The sequence below is a fragment of the Endozoicomonas sp. PH6C genome, assembly GCF_059322965.1.
Genome location: NZ_CP185342.1, coordinates 3,609,227 through 3,622,915, shown reverse-complemented (window position 1 = coordinate 3,622,915; position 13,689 = coordinate 3,609,227). Strand labels below are relative to the sequence as shown.

Genomic DNA, 13,689 nt, shown 5'->3' with positions numbered 1-13,689 from the left:
TTATGCCTGTTGTGAAACTTTTCAACTCAGCTCTCAAAGCAGAGTGTCTTTCCTCAGTATAGGGGGGCGTATTCAAAGTCTGGTAACACTGCTTTTTATCGGCGGGTCAGTCAAGTATTCGGTACAGGTGCCAGCTTTGAACCCAGCCTTCCGGATTGGAGGCGTAGAAGCCACCAATATCAGGATTGACGAGTGTTATCCGGGAAGGGTGGAGGACAGGAATCAGTGGTAATTCTCTGGCCAGAATAGCTTCGGCATTCTGATAGTTCGGTAAACGGGCTACAGCGGTTTTCTTGCTTGCAGCCAGGGCAAGTTCCCTGAGATAGGCTGGATCCCTGAAGGGGCCAAAGAATTGACTTTCGGTTAGAGGAATCAGAAAAGCCGTGGCATCATTGTAATCAGCTAACCACTCATACCATGCCAGCTCGTAGTCTCCTATAGATATATGCTCGAGGTAACTACCCCAATCCTCACTCTTACTGCTCAGGGATGTGCCCAGAGTGCTGTTAATCTGATGACAGATCTCCGGCAGAATATCCAGAGAATCGTACCTTGGGCTTGATAATACAGTTAGTTTTATATCACTTCCTTTAATGCCTGATTCAGCCAGTAACTTGATGGCCTGTTCTTTGCGATCCGGATTATCGAGCAGCCTTTTGCAGTTTGCCGGGTCCGGGTTGAAGCCCCGGGTATGGGGAGGCACAAAACTGCACGCTGGTGTGGTATGACTGTGGGGGTATATCTTCTTGACCAGCGCATTCCTGTCAATAGCCATCGATAGAGCCTGCCTTGCTTTTAAATTATGCAGGACCGTTACCTTCGGGCTGACCATCAGGCTGGCGGTGGCAAGAACCTGATCTTCAAACACAGACACAGGGTGCTTTTTCTTCAATTCCTGAATATGCAGCGCTGGCAATTGAGCCGTTACATCCAGTACGTGATTCTCAAATTGTTCTATTTGACGATGGACGGATGGAATAATCTGGTAATTGACCCGTTGCAGGTCAGTATCCAGATGACGGAAATAATGGGGGTTGCTGCTTAATTCTATACGGGTTTCAGGGATCACTTGACGAATTTTGAAGGGACCGTTGGTGACCGGAATGGTTGAGGTATCGCCCTTGAGATTACTCTTATGGACAGGCAGAAAGCTGGGAAAGGTCATCAGGTCCAGAAAATAAGGAGTGGGCTGATCCAGTTCGATAATGACTTTATCGTCGTATGCCTTCACCGCCAGGGCATCAAGATCGCCATTCAGAGCCTGCTCGGCTCCTTTTATTTTAGCGACTTTCAAGTACCAGCGGTAGGTGGCTCGACGTTCAGGATCGGCCAGTGCCCTGAAGCTGCGGGCAAAGTCTTCAGCCGTGAGGGCACTGCCATCTGACCATTTCAGATTTTTTCTGATGATAAAGGTATATCGGGTGCCGTCAGGGGCGCGTTCAACATCGCTGGCCACTCCGGGCACGGGTTCACCGTTTTTGTTCTGCACCATTAACCCTTCAAAAACATCCTTGAGCACCTGGGCGTTGGGTGAGCCGCCAAAATAGTGGGGGTGCAGGGATTTTGGGTTGGCCAGCAGACCCCTCTCAAGGGGCAAAGAGAAAACCTGCATGGAAGCAGTGAAGGCCAACAGGAAGCAGGGCAGGGCAAGGAGAGTTCTATGCAGCCAGCCACGAACCCTGAATGTAAGGGGCTTGAATATAAAGGACATTTAGGAGGTCAGATCAAAAAACTACACGAATCTTCTGTATAGCTTATTCATAAAGCTTCTGCCGAAAAAAGTCAGAAAGATGCGTCTGGTTTTCCATGGTAAAGGCTTTTTTGATGGCTAGGCTCAACCACTGGGCAGACTTCTATATTGATCTATCCTTCCTCTCTGGAAATCAGAAGGCAAGGATAAAATTATTAAACACTCCCGTTTTGCAATACTGCTGTTATTGTCGTTGTCTGTCATCTGCCTGGCCAAACCGTTGAACGGGGGTTTTATTGTCGAGCTTGATAGACCTGACAGTTACGAGATGGAAACCCCTCCCGTTGAGTCGACCTCCTTGCAATGGCCTTACGTCAGGAATCTGCTGGTTGCTTATGAACTGATCCTGACACCCAAAGACAAGCCTCTAAGCGCCATCCCCTATTCTCTAGAAGCAGCTATCGTTGGCTGGCTTTTAAAAAGCTCTTGGAACCGGGATTCACCTCTGTTTAACCCGATTGAACAACAAGAAGTGTCTCAAAATCACCCGTTTGCGGTCACCATTACGGTGCCAGGTTCTGAACAGGACCAACCACAGGGGCAACCTCCAGAATCATCCGGCCAGCAGGCAATACAGTTCACTACCCACCCTTTGGGCTATTTAACCCATTTGCTCTACTCTGACTCTGGCAAAGGTAACGAAGAGCCACAACAACACTCACATACTTTGGGCTTAAATTGTTTCGTCCACCCCTGTAATGGCGTTTGTCGATTTAGACAATCTTCCGGTTCAACCGATGGTAAAGTGCAGAATTGTGAAGAAAGTTCTACAGACAAAACGGGTAAAACATCCGAAAAAAGCTTCTCCCAGCATTTGGCAAGGAGACATTGTTATCGATGTAACTCTCTGGACGGGGTCGCCTCAGACGGGGTCGCCTCAGACGGGGTCGCCTCAGCCTCAATAGCTACAGTGACAGACGCTATAAACACTACTGCCGGGCGATTAGCCTGCAATGTGATAGTCTTCGAAAAGGATGGCCATCTGCGACAATGCGGGAAGGTCTGTAAAAACGAAAAAAGACTATCGTGTCACAAAAGCAAATGCCATACCGGGGAAAAAACCTGTGACGTCATGGTGACCGGGGAGGATAACCAGTCGCAGCCATGTGGAACCTTCTTCAAGAATGCCGGAGCCCTGTCGGTTCACAAAGCCAGAGTCCATGGCAATCAACGAATCTGTAAATTGACCATACTCGGGAAGGGTCGACAGCTGCGGCCTTGCGAGAAAGTCTTCAAGAACAATCGATCTTTTGCGACGCACAAATACAAATTCCACACCGGGCAAAAAACCTGTGACTTGATGGTGACCGGGGAGGGTAGCCAGCAGCGGCCATGCGGGGCAGTCTGCAAGAATGCCCAAGACCTGATGATCCACAAAAGAAATGGACACACCAAGCAAGCAAGCTGTGACCTGATTGTGGTCTCGGAAGATGGCCAGAAGCGGTCATGCGCGTTTGTCGGCAAGAATCCTCAGGCTCTGTGGTCTCACAGAAGCAAAATCCACAGTGGAAAACGAACCTGTGACGTAACCGTGATCGGTGAGAATGGCCAGCAGCAATCATGTGCAAAGGTCTGCAGGAATGCTGGAGCCCTGACGGATCACAAGAGAATTGACCACAGCGGGCAACAAACCTGTTACTACACAGTGGTCGGAGAGGGTGGTCAGCGTTGGCCATGCGGAAAGATCTGCAAGAATACAAAAGCCCTGTTGGACCACAAAAGGGCACATCGAAAACACAAGACTTTTGATATGAACCAGCACGTCGACCAGGGTTCCCAAAAAAGTAAAGTGAAGAAATAACGATCAAAAGTGATTGAGTTTTCACTGCTACTTTGTTTGGTTGTTGGCTCGCTGAACAAAAAAGTGTTTTCCTGAAATCAAGGTCAAGATACCGCCGAGTATCATCAGTGAAGACAGAACAAGTCTCATAGATAAGGTCTCGTTGGTAAACAACACACCTCCTATTGCGGCAATAACAGGAACGAGCAACTGCACGACAGCCGATTGTGTGCCAGAAAGCCCCGCCAGCGCGATATACCAGATCATGTAACCAATTCCCGATGTGACGCCACCAGATACCACTGCCAATATGACACCTTCGGTGGACAAGCGGCTCTCCTGAATGGATACAAGCCCCAAAATCAATACAAATGGTAGCGTACGAACAAAATTATAAGTGGTGTCTGCCAGCGGATTTTGTGAGCTCCTGCCAGCAAGCGTATAGAAGCCCCAGGCTACGCCGGAGAAAGTCATCAGGATAAATCCCGTCAGTGATGGCGTGGACAAACCGGGTATCACCAGATAAACAAAACCCAGAAATGCAATAAAAGCACCCAGCCACTCAACAGGTAAAAGTTTTTTTCCTGTAACAAGCTCAGCAACAATAATCGTAATTTGTACCGAAGCGAACAAGATTAATGCCCCTGTTCCCGTATTCAGAGAGAGGTAGGCAAAAGAAAAGGCGATGGCGTAAAGAAATAACATGAAGGAAGCTTTCCAGCTCCCTTTTGATGTTGAAACGCAATTGAATCGGGATAACTTGAGTATCAGCAGCAATACCAAAACGCCGCTAAGTAATCGAATCCACGTAAAGCTAACGGCGTCAATCTCGTTATCACCCAAAGCCAATCTGCACAGAATGGAATTTCCCGCGAATGCTATGAGGGCCAGGCTCGTTAACAGAATGGTTTTCATTTCAAGAGGTAATTGCGGCGAAAGGTAATTCTACGACCAGCATTCGGAAAGAATGCTGGCTGGGATGACGAGAAAGATCAACTGAGTGCTGCTTCCATTCGATCCAGGGCTTTTTCCAGGGCTTCATCACTGGTGGCGTAGGATAGACGCATACAGCCTTCCATGCCAAAGGCTGAGCCCGGTACCAGGGCAACGCCTTTTTCCAGGAGCATCTCTGCCAGTTGGGTGTCTTTTTCAAAGCCCAGCTTCTGCATGGCTTCGCTGAAATCAGGGAAGGTATAGAAAGTACCGTCGCTTTCAATGGTGGTAACACCAGGCAGCTTCTTCAGACGACCTACGACATAGTCATGACGCTTTTTGAAAGAGACCAGCATCTCTTTTACACACTCCTGTGAACCGGCCAGAGCTTCAGTCGCCGCAGCCTGGGCAACAGAGCAGGGGTTCGAGGTACTCTGTGACTGAATCTTTTTCATGTTTTTGATCAGCCAGGCGGGTCCACCGGCATAACCAATACGCCATCCGGTCATGGAGTAAGCCTTGGATACACCGTTCAGAACAATTGTTCTGTCGTACAGTTCCGGGCAGGCCATCAGGATGTTGCAGAAAGGCTCATCACTCCAGAGGATGTGCTCGTACATATCATCAGTAGCCACCATAACATGGGGGTGTTTCAGCAGAACAGCGGCCAGACCTTCCAGCTCTTTGCGGGTGTAGGCTGTACCGGACGGGTTGGAGGGGCTGTTCAGAACTACCAGCCTGGTTTTTGTTGTAATGGCCGATTCCAGAAGCTCCGGAGTCAGTTTGAAACGGTTCTCAAGGCTGCCCTTGACGATCACCGGGACACCTTCAGCAATAGTGACCATATCCGGGTAGGAAACCCAGTAAGGGGCAGGAATAACGACCTCATCACCCTTATTGATCAGTGCCAGACAGAGATTGAAGAAGCTCTGTTTACCACCGGAGGAAACCAGAATCTGGTCTGGCGCATATTCGTGACCATTGTCGCGCCTGAACTTATCGATAATGGCCTGTTTCAGTTCTACAGTACCGTCAACGGCAGTGTACTTGGTTTTTCCTTCGTTAATGGCCCTGATCGCAGCAGCCTTGATGTGATCAGGGGTATCGAAGTCGGGTTCACCGGCACCCAGGCCAATAATGTCGTGTCCGGCGGCGCGAAGTTCAGCGGCTCGGGCAGTGACTGCCATGGTAGGTGATGGTTTGACCATCTGAACGCGGTGGGAAGGTTGACCAGTCACGATGTTCCTCGTTAATCGTTTTTCAAACCCGTATAAAGTCAGACAATCTGGCGCAATGCTTAGCCTGTGTCCTGACTGATACTGATTCCGGTGCGAATCTTATAAGGTTGACAAGCTGACTTGTCAGGGAATCACGCATCAGCAATGCGCATCATACACAAGCCCTCTTCACTGCGCCATCTGAAAACGGAAGTCTGATTACATTTTTGCGACACACCGATGGTGGTTGCTTTTCCTGATTAAGTGCAGTGTTCTCTGGCTGCATTTCCTGTCCTGGGCTGTTTATAATCAACAAATAATTTAAGCGCTTCTGCCAGTGGATACGTATGGGAAAGACATTCAAGGTATCATCAAAATTTCAGCCTTCCGGAGATCAGCCTGAAGCCATTGAAAAGCTGCTGTCCGGCATTCATTCGGGACTGGCCTGCCAGACATTGCTGGGGGTGACCGGTTCAGGGAAAACCTTCACCATTGCCAATGTCATTGAAAAGCTGCAAAGACCCGCTATTGTTATGGCCCATAACAAGACTCTGGCTGCCCAGCTGTATGGCGAGTTCAAGGAGTTTTTCCCTGGCAATGCGGTTGAGTATTTTGTTTCCTACTACGATTATTACCAGCCTGAAGCATACGTGCCCAGTTCGGACACCTTTATCGAGAAAGATGCCTCGGTCAATGAGCACATTGAGCAGATGAGACTTTCGGCCACTAAAGCGTTGATGGAAAGGGAAGATGCCATTATTGTTGCGACGGTTTCAGCGATTTACGGTCTGGGTGATCCCAAATCTTACCTGAAGATGATGTTGCATATTTCCCGGGGTGAAATGATTGACCAGCGGGAGGTTTTGCGCAGGTTGGCCGAGCTGCAATATACCCGCAACGATACAGAATTGAAAAGGGCTACTTATCGTGTTCGTGGTGATGTCATTGATATCTTCCCGGCAGAATCTGAAAAAGAAGCCATCAGGCTGGAGCTGTTTGATGAAGAGGTGGAGGAAATCAGTGAATTTGATCCTCTGACCGGCGAAGTGCTCAGAAAACTGCCCCGGGTGACTATTTACCCCAAGACTCACTATGTCACACCTCGTCAGACCATCATTGAAGCCACAGAAGCTATCAAAGACGAAATGGTTGAACGTCTGGAAGTGCTCAGAAATAACAATAAGCTGGTGGAAGCACAGCGTCTGGAGCAGAGGGTCAAGTACGATCTGGAAATGATGCTGGAGCTGGGCTACTGCACGGGTATCGAAAACTATTCCCGCTATCTCTCAGGCACTCAACCCGGCGAAGCACCACCGACACTGTTTGATTATATTCCTGACAATGCCTTGTGTGTGATTGACGAATCACACGTCACGGTGCCCCAGGTGGGTGGGATGTACAAAGGCGACCGTTCTCGTAAGGAGACCCTTGTGGAGTATGGCTTCAGACTGCCTTCTGCGCTGGATAACCGGCCCCTGAAGTTTGAAGAGTGGGAAGGACGACGCCCGCAAACTATTTTTGTTTCCGCGACTCCCGGTCCTTATGAAGCGGAACATCAGGGACAGATAGTGGATCAGGTGGTTCGACCCACCGGGCTGGTTGATCCGGAGATTGAAGTTCGTCCTGCCACGACCCAGGTGGATGATCTGTTGACTGAGCTTAATAAAACCGTGGCTAAAGGCGACAGGGTTCTGGTAACGACCCTGACCAAGCGCATGGCGGAAGATTTAACCGATTATCTCCATGAAAACGGTGTTCGCTGTCGCTATTTGCATTCTGGTATCGATACAGTAGAGCGGGTTGAGATCATTCGTGATCTGCGGATAGGGACGTTTGACGTGCTGGTAGGCATTAACCTGTTAAGAGAAGGTCTCGATATGCCGGAAGTTTCGTTGGTGGCTATTCTTGATGCCGACAAGGAAGGTTTCCTGCGTTCTGATCGCTCTCTGATTCAGACCATTGGTCGTGCAGCCCGTAATATTAATGGTAAGGCTATTCTCTACGCCGACAAAATCACGGGCTCAATGCAGCGGGCGATTGATGAAACCGAACGTCGTCGAAAAAAACAGCTTGCCTACAACGAAGAGCACGGGATTACCCCGAAGAGTGTCCATAAATCGGTTGCGGATATTCTTGAAGGCGCAGTCATTCCCGGCAAGAAGAAAGGGCAGCCCAGTCGCAAGGTTGCTGAGCCGAAAGCCGACTATCACCATGAGATGTCGGCTCAGGAACTGGCTAAAGAGATCAGTAAGCTGGAAAACAAGATGATGGAACATGCCCGCAATCTGGAGTTTGAAGAAGCGGCAGCTGTCCGTGATCAGGTGGCCAGGCTCAGGGATCGGGTATTGAAATGAATTGACTCTCTTCCTAAGCCAGCCCAGCAGCGATTGTCTGTGGGGTTCAGCGTTCTGACGCACCGGTATTAAGCCCGGTGCGACGGGTATTAATGGATAAAATTGTGAGAAAAAGCCTCAGCCATATCCATTGTATCGAGCAGTTGACCATTGTGGTTTGAAACAGTTTGTAATTCAGCTCTGACCGTCTCACCACCATTATCTATAAATACTTCTTTTACCGGGAAGTTGGGGGTCTCAAAGCTGGCCAGCTGAATATTACCAACATATACATTGAATCGTTTAGTAGCGCCACTGACAGACCAGCTTAAATGAGCTTTACCGTGAATGGCACTTGCACCTCTGTTGATTGGGATGATGCTGTTGGTACTTTTTTTCTGATTTGAAAATGCAGTCTGAGTTATCTGGAAATAGTGTGGCTGATTGAAAAGTGTCAAGGTTACATATTGCCCCTTGTCAGCACCCATCAAAGAAATCTTGATTTCATTACTTCCACTTTTAATGTCAGAGCTGATAGTCAATAGACCAGCCCCGGCATAAAAATCATGACGAGTCAGGCTCTGTGGTCTATTGATTACAGAAATGATCTTGCTATTGTGTGAGTGACTTTTTATTTGTTTAAAGCTCTTTAGTTTTCCATTAACCGATTTGCTTTCCGTCACTGTGGTAGTGGTGCTCTGAAAGATAGTAGCCTTGACTAAAAAACCACTTGCTTGAGCTTTTCTTTTCTCTTCCTCAATGTCAAATGCTCGTGCTTTAATAGCGCCGATGCTTGAAGAAAAAACAAAAAGAAATAAGAAGGCGGTTTTTAAACGAAGTTTTTTATTAATTAGTAACATGTTTCTCTCCTAAATCAGTTAATTGATACGAAAATATATCCTTCTGGATAAAAATTAATATTTCTGAAGGGATGATTAGTTCACCTACATAATACTTTGACTTGAAAAATGAGAAATAGTTCAAAAGTACCAGGTCAGGGAATGATGCGAAGGGACGCCTCAAAAAAATTACCGACTGCCTGCTGGCGGTAAAAGGGCAAAAAAATGAACGTTTTTTGCACAGAAATCTGGACTGATTTTCAGCTATATCCATGCTCTGTTTTGTACATATTTTAACCAAGCTGATGTTCAGCTAATCGCCTGATTTTCTTTTAGATTAATCGGGAATCGGGGGTTGCATTTTTCAGCAGCGTTGATACTATACGCAGCAACTTCAGGCGGTTAGCTCAGCTGGTTAGAGCGTTACGTTGACATCGTAAAGGTCGCTGGTTCGACTCCAGTACCGCCTACCATATAAGTGATTGATCTCACCAACGAAAAGCCCATTTTTTACAGTGGGCTTTTTTTGCGTCGTAAAAAAACGATCAAATCTCCAAACCTTCCAAACTCAGTTCAGCTTCTACAGACTCGTATCTGATCTCGTGTCCTTCCTGGTATTCCGTCGTCATTTTTCCAGTTGAGTGGCCCATGTGTATCTGAACATAGCTACTTTCAGGTCCCTGTTTTTCTGCCGGTCCGACTCGGAAACCTGGAGAACGCCATGAACGAAGAAGTCCAATATCTTCATGCTCACCACGGGAGTTGGAAAACACGATTGGTGTTACAACTCCGATTAAATGGTTACGGCTATTCAATAACGACAAAAAATACCAGGGACCAAGGAACTGAAAGAGTTAACGCAAGTCAAACAAGCACAATCAGCCGATCAGGAATAAATATTATGAACAGAATCACAAGCTCTTCTAGCCAATATTACCAGCCCGCTACTGAATACATGCAAGAGGACGAATGTACAATTTGTAAATTCTGTTTTGCAGGAAAAAAAGTATCGGTTACCAAATGCAACCATTATTTCCATACATCTTGTCTGGAAACCTGGCTACAGCGTGGAGATCAATGTCCTTTGTGTAGAACTCCCCTCAAAGATAGGACAATCCAGCAAGAGGACTCACCTGTTGATGCCTTGATGGCAGCTTATAGCTTCACACCTATCCAGCATCCGGAGGACCCTGACACTGATCACTCGCAAGCGCTAAATGTGTTGATTGGAGCTGACAACTTTAGATTTAACAGGCACCCGGAGGACCCTGACCTTAATCGCTCGGAAGGGCTAAATATGTTGATTGAAATTGGCCGCAGCCTGGGGAATGGCGGTAGAACGCAGGCCAGCGGACTTTAAGCTTTGAGATAAGAGCTTGCTCCTGTTGTTGTATCTCCTACTCATATATACTTTGAGTCGAAAAATGATGACTAGTTCAAAAGTACCAGTTCAGAGAGTGTTGATGCCAAGGGACGTCTTAAAGAATTGCCAACGAGATTATAAATGAGTTGGTCAGATAGTCTGGAGTGACATAAGTTCAGAGTTCAGTGAGTTTTTGAATACATCGAAAAACATTTATTTTCCAATGAACTTTAAAGAGAAGTAATGCTCTGATGTTATAAATTGAATTTGAATTATCAGGTATATAATGTGGACAGAATACCGACAAATTGTTTAAGACAAGAAATTTCATCACTTGTAGCCACTCAGCAAAGTGATAGACGTGTCAGAGGTGCTTGTGGTGACCTTCCCTATGCCTTTTCAAAGAGCGTTGAACGACATGAAATGATAGGAAAAGGACTTTTTTCCCATGTTTATGCCGGGTCATCGTCTATTGGAGATAAACGGCTGCCTGAGAGATTTGCGGTAAAAGTTTACGATGGTTTTTTTAAGGATGTAAGGTTTTTTAATACAGAAGTTAAAGCCCTGAATTTGCTGAAAGAATGCCCCTTTATCGTTGATATCTTCGCATCTTATATTGATAAGTATCCACACGTCTTATTGGAATTGGGAGATATTGATTTAGATAGCCTGATAAGAGAAATGATTGGACATAAAACTAAGTTCACTGAAGGTCATTTAAATTTTATCATTGATAACCTGTCAAGAGCTGCTGAATTTATGTTGAAAAATGGGATTCAAAACAAGGATCTTTTTGATGATAATGTCGTGTATTTTTTTAATCAGGGAGTTTTGAAATTCATAGACTTTAACAGTGCATGTTTTGACATTCCTGCCGAGAAAAATGAAATCATGAAAAATATCGGATTAATTGTTCTTTATTGTAAATTGAAAGAATCTCATGAGTGTAAAGAGAGTGTTACTTATAAATGCAAAGCCTGCTATCAGGTTGATGACAAGCTTAAAGATAAAGTTGAACTTGATAAAATCATAGATGAAACAATGCGGGGAAGCGGTTCTTTAAATACATTGATCAAAAGCTTAATAAAATTTGACCCTGCTTCCCCAATAGACCCTTCACAAGTATACAGCTCACTTGGATTAAAAGAGGCTCTCCCGCAATTGACTCGCACCTGACGACTGGTTCAGGTGCGCACGGCAGCCTCCAGAATATGGGAACGAATTGAGACAAGGTGAAAGCTCAGCACTATCACTCCGACAGCCTCTAATCCTGTTTTTTGCCTTCACTGACATGAAAGATATCAATCTTATGCTGAATAATGAAACCGGTGAGGTTTGGTTGGAAAAAGTTGGCAAAAAACTTCATTGCAAAGTATCAGACAATATGGCTGAGTTTCTAACAATGCTTGAGCCTCGCGAAGCGGCCAGCGTGCAATAAGGTTTCTTGAGTTGCTCTGATGTCAGATACCGAAGGAATCCTGGCCTGCTTCAATGTCTTTTAGTGTTTAAAAATACACTCTGCCCTGAACTTTTTTATATATTGACGGTCAAAGTTATTGAGTGAGTTTCATTAATTTTTAGAAAGTTCCATTAATTGTTAAAGGGGGAGTTATGTCTGATTCGAGATATTTTATGCGTGCTTGTTCTGCTCTTCTGTCTTTCTTGTTGCTGGTTATTTCGGGGTTGGTTCTGGCGGATGAAGCTGTTCAGGACTATCGCAGTCTGTTGGCGGAATATCATATAGAGATCAACGACGATCTGAGTTACACCCGTATTGTCACCTTTGAGTATCAGGTGTTGACTCCTGCAGGTGCTGAGGAGTTGCAGGAATACCACTACAGTTATTTTTCCGAGAATGAATCCCTTAAGGTTCTGGAAGCTTCGATTACCCATCCGGATGGTAAGGTGTTCTCTGTTGAAAAAGATAATATTTACGAACAGGATCTGGGAGGGCGTGATCAGGAGCGGCGTTCCAGGGAAGTCGTGGTGATTTTCTCCCGGTTGACACCAGGCAGCACCATGAAACTGAAGTTTGAGCATGTGGTGAACAAGGACAGCCCCATGGGCTTTAACATGGTGCTGCAACCCGAATTGGAACTGGAACAAAAGAAATTGGCAGCTACCATTGTGCTGCCTGAAAACAAACCCATGAAATGGGGGAGTAGAGGCAATTTCTCTGTTAAAGAACTTTGGAAAGGCAAGCGTAAAGAGTTGACGGTCAGCCTTGAAAACTTCCCTTATCAGGAGATGGAGCCAAATATGGTCAGCCCGGATGATGTGCTGCCCATGTTTGCGATAACCTCTCTGAAAAGCTGGGAAGAGATCGGCCAGATATACTACGAAAGTAGTCTGAACAGACAGGCTGACAGTGAAGAAATCCGTCAGTTGGCTGAAGAGATCACCCGCGGAGCCAGGCATCCACGGGAGGAGGCAGAACTCATCTATAACTGGGTGGCCCAAAATATTAATTACCTGTCTCTGAGCTACAACCTTGAAGATACGCTGGTCCCTCACCCGGTGGAAGAGATTCTTCTTCATGGTTATGGCGACTGCAAAGATCAGGCTCTGTTGTTGCAGGCATTGTTAAAAGCCCGTGGTATAGAGTCAAAGTCGGCATTGGTCAGCTGGGATAACAGCTATAAGGATTGGCCGGTACCGACTTCCATGCAGTTTAATCATGCGCTGTTATACATTCCTGAAATGAACACCTGGCTCAATCCTGTTTCACCCCTGTCTCCATTCGGATCACTGGATTACAGTCTTTCGGGCAAGCGAGTGGTGCTGGCCAGCCCTGAAGGTGAAACTCAATTTCTTCCCGTCATGCAACCGGATCAGAACCGTTATTGGGTAAAAAACCAGTCGGTGCTGTCCGGGAATGGATTTTTGAGAGGAGAGAGTAAAGTCACCGGGACTGGAACCATCGGAGAAGAGATTCGCGAGCTGCTGGCAGCCAGTGGCAGCGGTGAATGGAAGGCCAGTAATCTGCTGGCGGACACCCTGATCGGCGGTTTTGGCTCTATCTCTCAGGGTGCGTCTGCTTATGATCTGAAAACACAGCCCGCCTATAAGGGTAAATGGCACAGCCCTCACGCTTTTGAACTGGGCAAGGAAGGATTTATCACCACTGCACCAGGGCTGGATTTTCAAGATGTGCTGGCGCTGAGAACCTATCTGGTGGATGGAGAGCGCAAGTACCCGTTTACGGTCGGACCCAGGCATTATCATTGGGAGCACCGAATGAAACTCCCCAAAAATTATAAAGTCACCCGGCTTCCGGAAAATTTGAAGGTGGATAATCAGGCCGGCACTTACAGCAGTCATTACAGGATGGAGGGTAATACTCTGGTTGTGAAGCGGCAGATCGTCATTAAGAAAAACCTCTATCAACCCGGTGAATACCCTGAATTCGAGCGGTTGGCCTACCTGGCTATTAATGATCGCCGTGCCGTCATTGCTTTGAAGCGACGCTGAGCT

General features: G+C 46.7%; 10 protein-coding genes and 1 tRNA gene. 7 read left to right on the top strand and 4 right to left on the bottom strand.

Features of this window, described 5'->3' with window-relative positions:
- Window positions 1-106 precede the first annotated feature (106 nt).
- Window positions 107-1,711 carry a peptide ABC transporter substrate-binding protein gene (locus ACOMG9_RS13785; RefSeq protein WP_494528964.1) on the bottom strand — a complete coding sequence of 535 codons (1,605 nt, stop codon included), beginning with the start codon at window positions 1,709-1,711 and terminating at the stop codon, window positions 107-109.
- Between the two features lie 232 nt (window positions 1,712-1,943).
- Between ACOMG9_RS13785 and ACOMG9_RS13780 the strand changes: the two genes are divergently transcribed.
- Complete coding sequence (locus ACOMG9_RS13780) at window positions 1,944-3,551, top strand: hypothetical protein (protein ID WP_494528963.1); 1,608 nt, start codon at window positions 1,944-1,946, stop codon at window positions 3,549-3,551.
- A gap of 27 nt (window positions 3,552-3,578) precedes the next feature.
- Here the strand turns inward: ACOMG9_RS13780 and ACOMG9_RS13775 are convergent, their stop codons facing one another.
- Window positions 3,579-4,445, bottom strand: a complete 867-nt coding sequence (locus ACOMG9_RS13775; RefSeq protein WP_448217274.1) for a DMT family transporter — start codon at window positions 4,443-4,445, stop codon at window positions 3,579-3,581.
- Window positions 4,446-4,522: 77 nt separating this feature from the next.
- Window positions 4,523-5,671: a pyridoxal phosphate-dependent aminotransferase gene (locus tag ACOMG9_RS13770; RefSeq protein WP_422411159.1), complete on the bottom strand. Its 1,149-nt coding sequence runs from the start codon at window positions 5,669-5,671 to the stop codon at window positions 4,523-4,525.
- A 356-nt stretch (window positions 5,672-6,027) separates the two neighbouring features.
- On the opposite strand from ACOMG9_RS13770, the gene uvrB reads away from it, so the two are divergent.
- Entirely contained in the window at window positions 6,028-8,034 is a 2,007-nt protein-coding gene (uvrB, locus tag ACOMG9_RS13765; protein WP_448217273.1) for an excinuclease ABC subunit UvrB, read from the top strand.
- Window positions 8,035-8,123: 89 nt separating this feature from the next.
- On the opposite strand, the gene ACOMG9_RS13760 is transcribed toward uvrB, so the two are convergent.
- Window positions 8,124-8,873, bottom strand: a complete 750-nt coding sequence (locus ACOMG9_RS13760; RefSeq protein WP_448217272.1) for a hypothetical protein — start codon at window positions 8,871-8,873, stop codon at window positions 8,124-8,126.
- Window positions 8,874-9,248: 375 nt separating this feature from the next.
- Between ACOMG9_RS13760 and ACOMG9_RS13755 the strand changes: the two genes are divergently transcribed.
- The 5 genes from ACOMG9_RS13755 (at window position 9,249) to ACOMG9_RS13735 (ending at window position 13,686) form a co-directional block, all read left to right on the top strand.
- Window positions 9,249-9,325, top strand: a tRNA-Val gene (locus ACOMG9_RS13755).
- A 248-nt stretch (window positions 9,326-9,573) separates the two neighbouring features.
- A complete protein-coding gene (locus ACOMG9_RS13750) occupies window positions 9,574-10,212 on the top strand; it encodes an RING finger domain-containing protein (protein WP_422134016.1) in 639 nt (212 codons plus the stop codon).
- Between the two features lie 291 nt (window positions 10,213-10,503).
- On the top strand, window positions 10,504-11,391 hold the full coding sequence (locus ACOMG9_RS13745) for a protein kinase domain-containing protein (RefSeq protein ID WP_494528962.1): 888 nt from the start codon (window positions 10,504-10,506) through the stop codon (window positions 11,389-11,391).
- A gap of 46 nt (window positions 11,392-11,437) precedes the next feature.
- Window positions 11,438-11,653, top strand: coding sequence for a SecY-interacting protein Syd (locus ACOMG9_RS13740; protein ID WP_448217270.1), 216 nt, complete (start codon window positions 11,438-11,440; stop codon window positions 11,651-11,653).
- A gap of 173 nt (window positions 11,654-11,826) precedes the next feature.
- On the top strand, window positions 11,827-13,686 hold the full coding sequence (locus ACOMG9_RS13735) for a DUF3858 domain-containing protein (protein ID WP_448217269.1): 1,860 nt from the start codon (window positions 11,827-11,829) through the stop codon (window positions 13,684-13,686).
- The last annotated feature ends 3 nt before the right edge of the window (window positions 13,687-13,689 follow it).

Excerpts from the sequence above, each read along its gene's own strand:
- ACOMG9_RS13785 (WP_494528964.1), bottom strand. The coding sequence starts at position 1,711 with ATGTCCTTTATATTCAAGCCCCTTACATTCAGGGTTCGTGGCTGGCTG.
- ACOMG9_RS13775 (WP_448217274.1), bottom strand. The coding sequence starts at position 4,445 with ATGAAAACCATTCTGTTAACGAGCCTGGCCCTCATAGCATTCGCGGGA.
- ACOMG9_RS13770 (WP_422411159.1), bottom strand. The coding sequence starts at position 5,671 with ATGGTCAAACCATCACCTACCATGGCAGTCACTGCCCGAGCCGCTGAA.
- uvrB (WP_448217273.1), top strand. The coding sequence starts at position 6,028 with ATGGGAAAGACATTCAAGGTATCATCAAAATTTCAGCCTTCCGGAGAT.
- ACOMG9_RS13760 (WP_448217272.1), bottom strand. The coding sequence starts at position 8,873 with ATGTTACTAATTAATAAAAAACTTCGTTTAAAAACCGCCTTCTTATTT.
- ACOMG9_RS13750 (WP_422134016.1), top strand. The coding sequence starts at position 9,574 with ATGAACGAAGAAGTCCAATATCTTCATGCTCACCACGGGAGTTGGAAA.
- ACOMG9_RS13735 (WP_448217269.1), top strand. The coding sequence starts at position 11,827 with ATGTCTGATTCGAGATATTTTATGCGTGCTTGTTCTGCTCTTCTGTCT.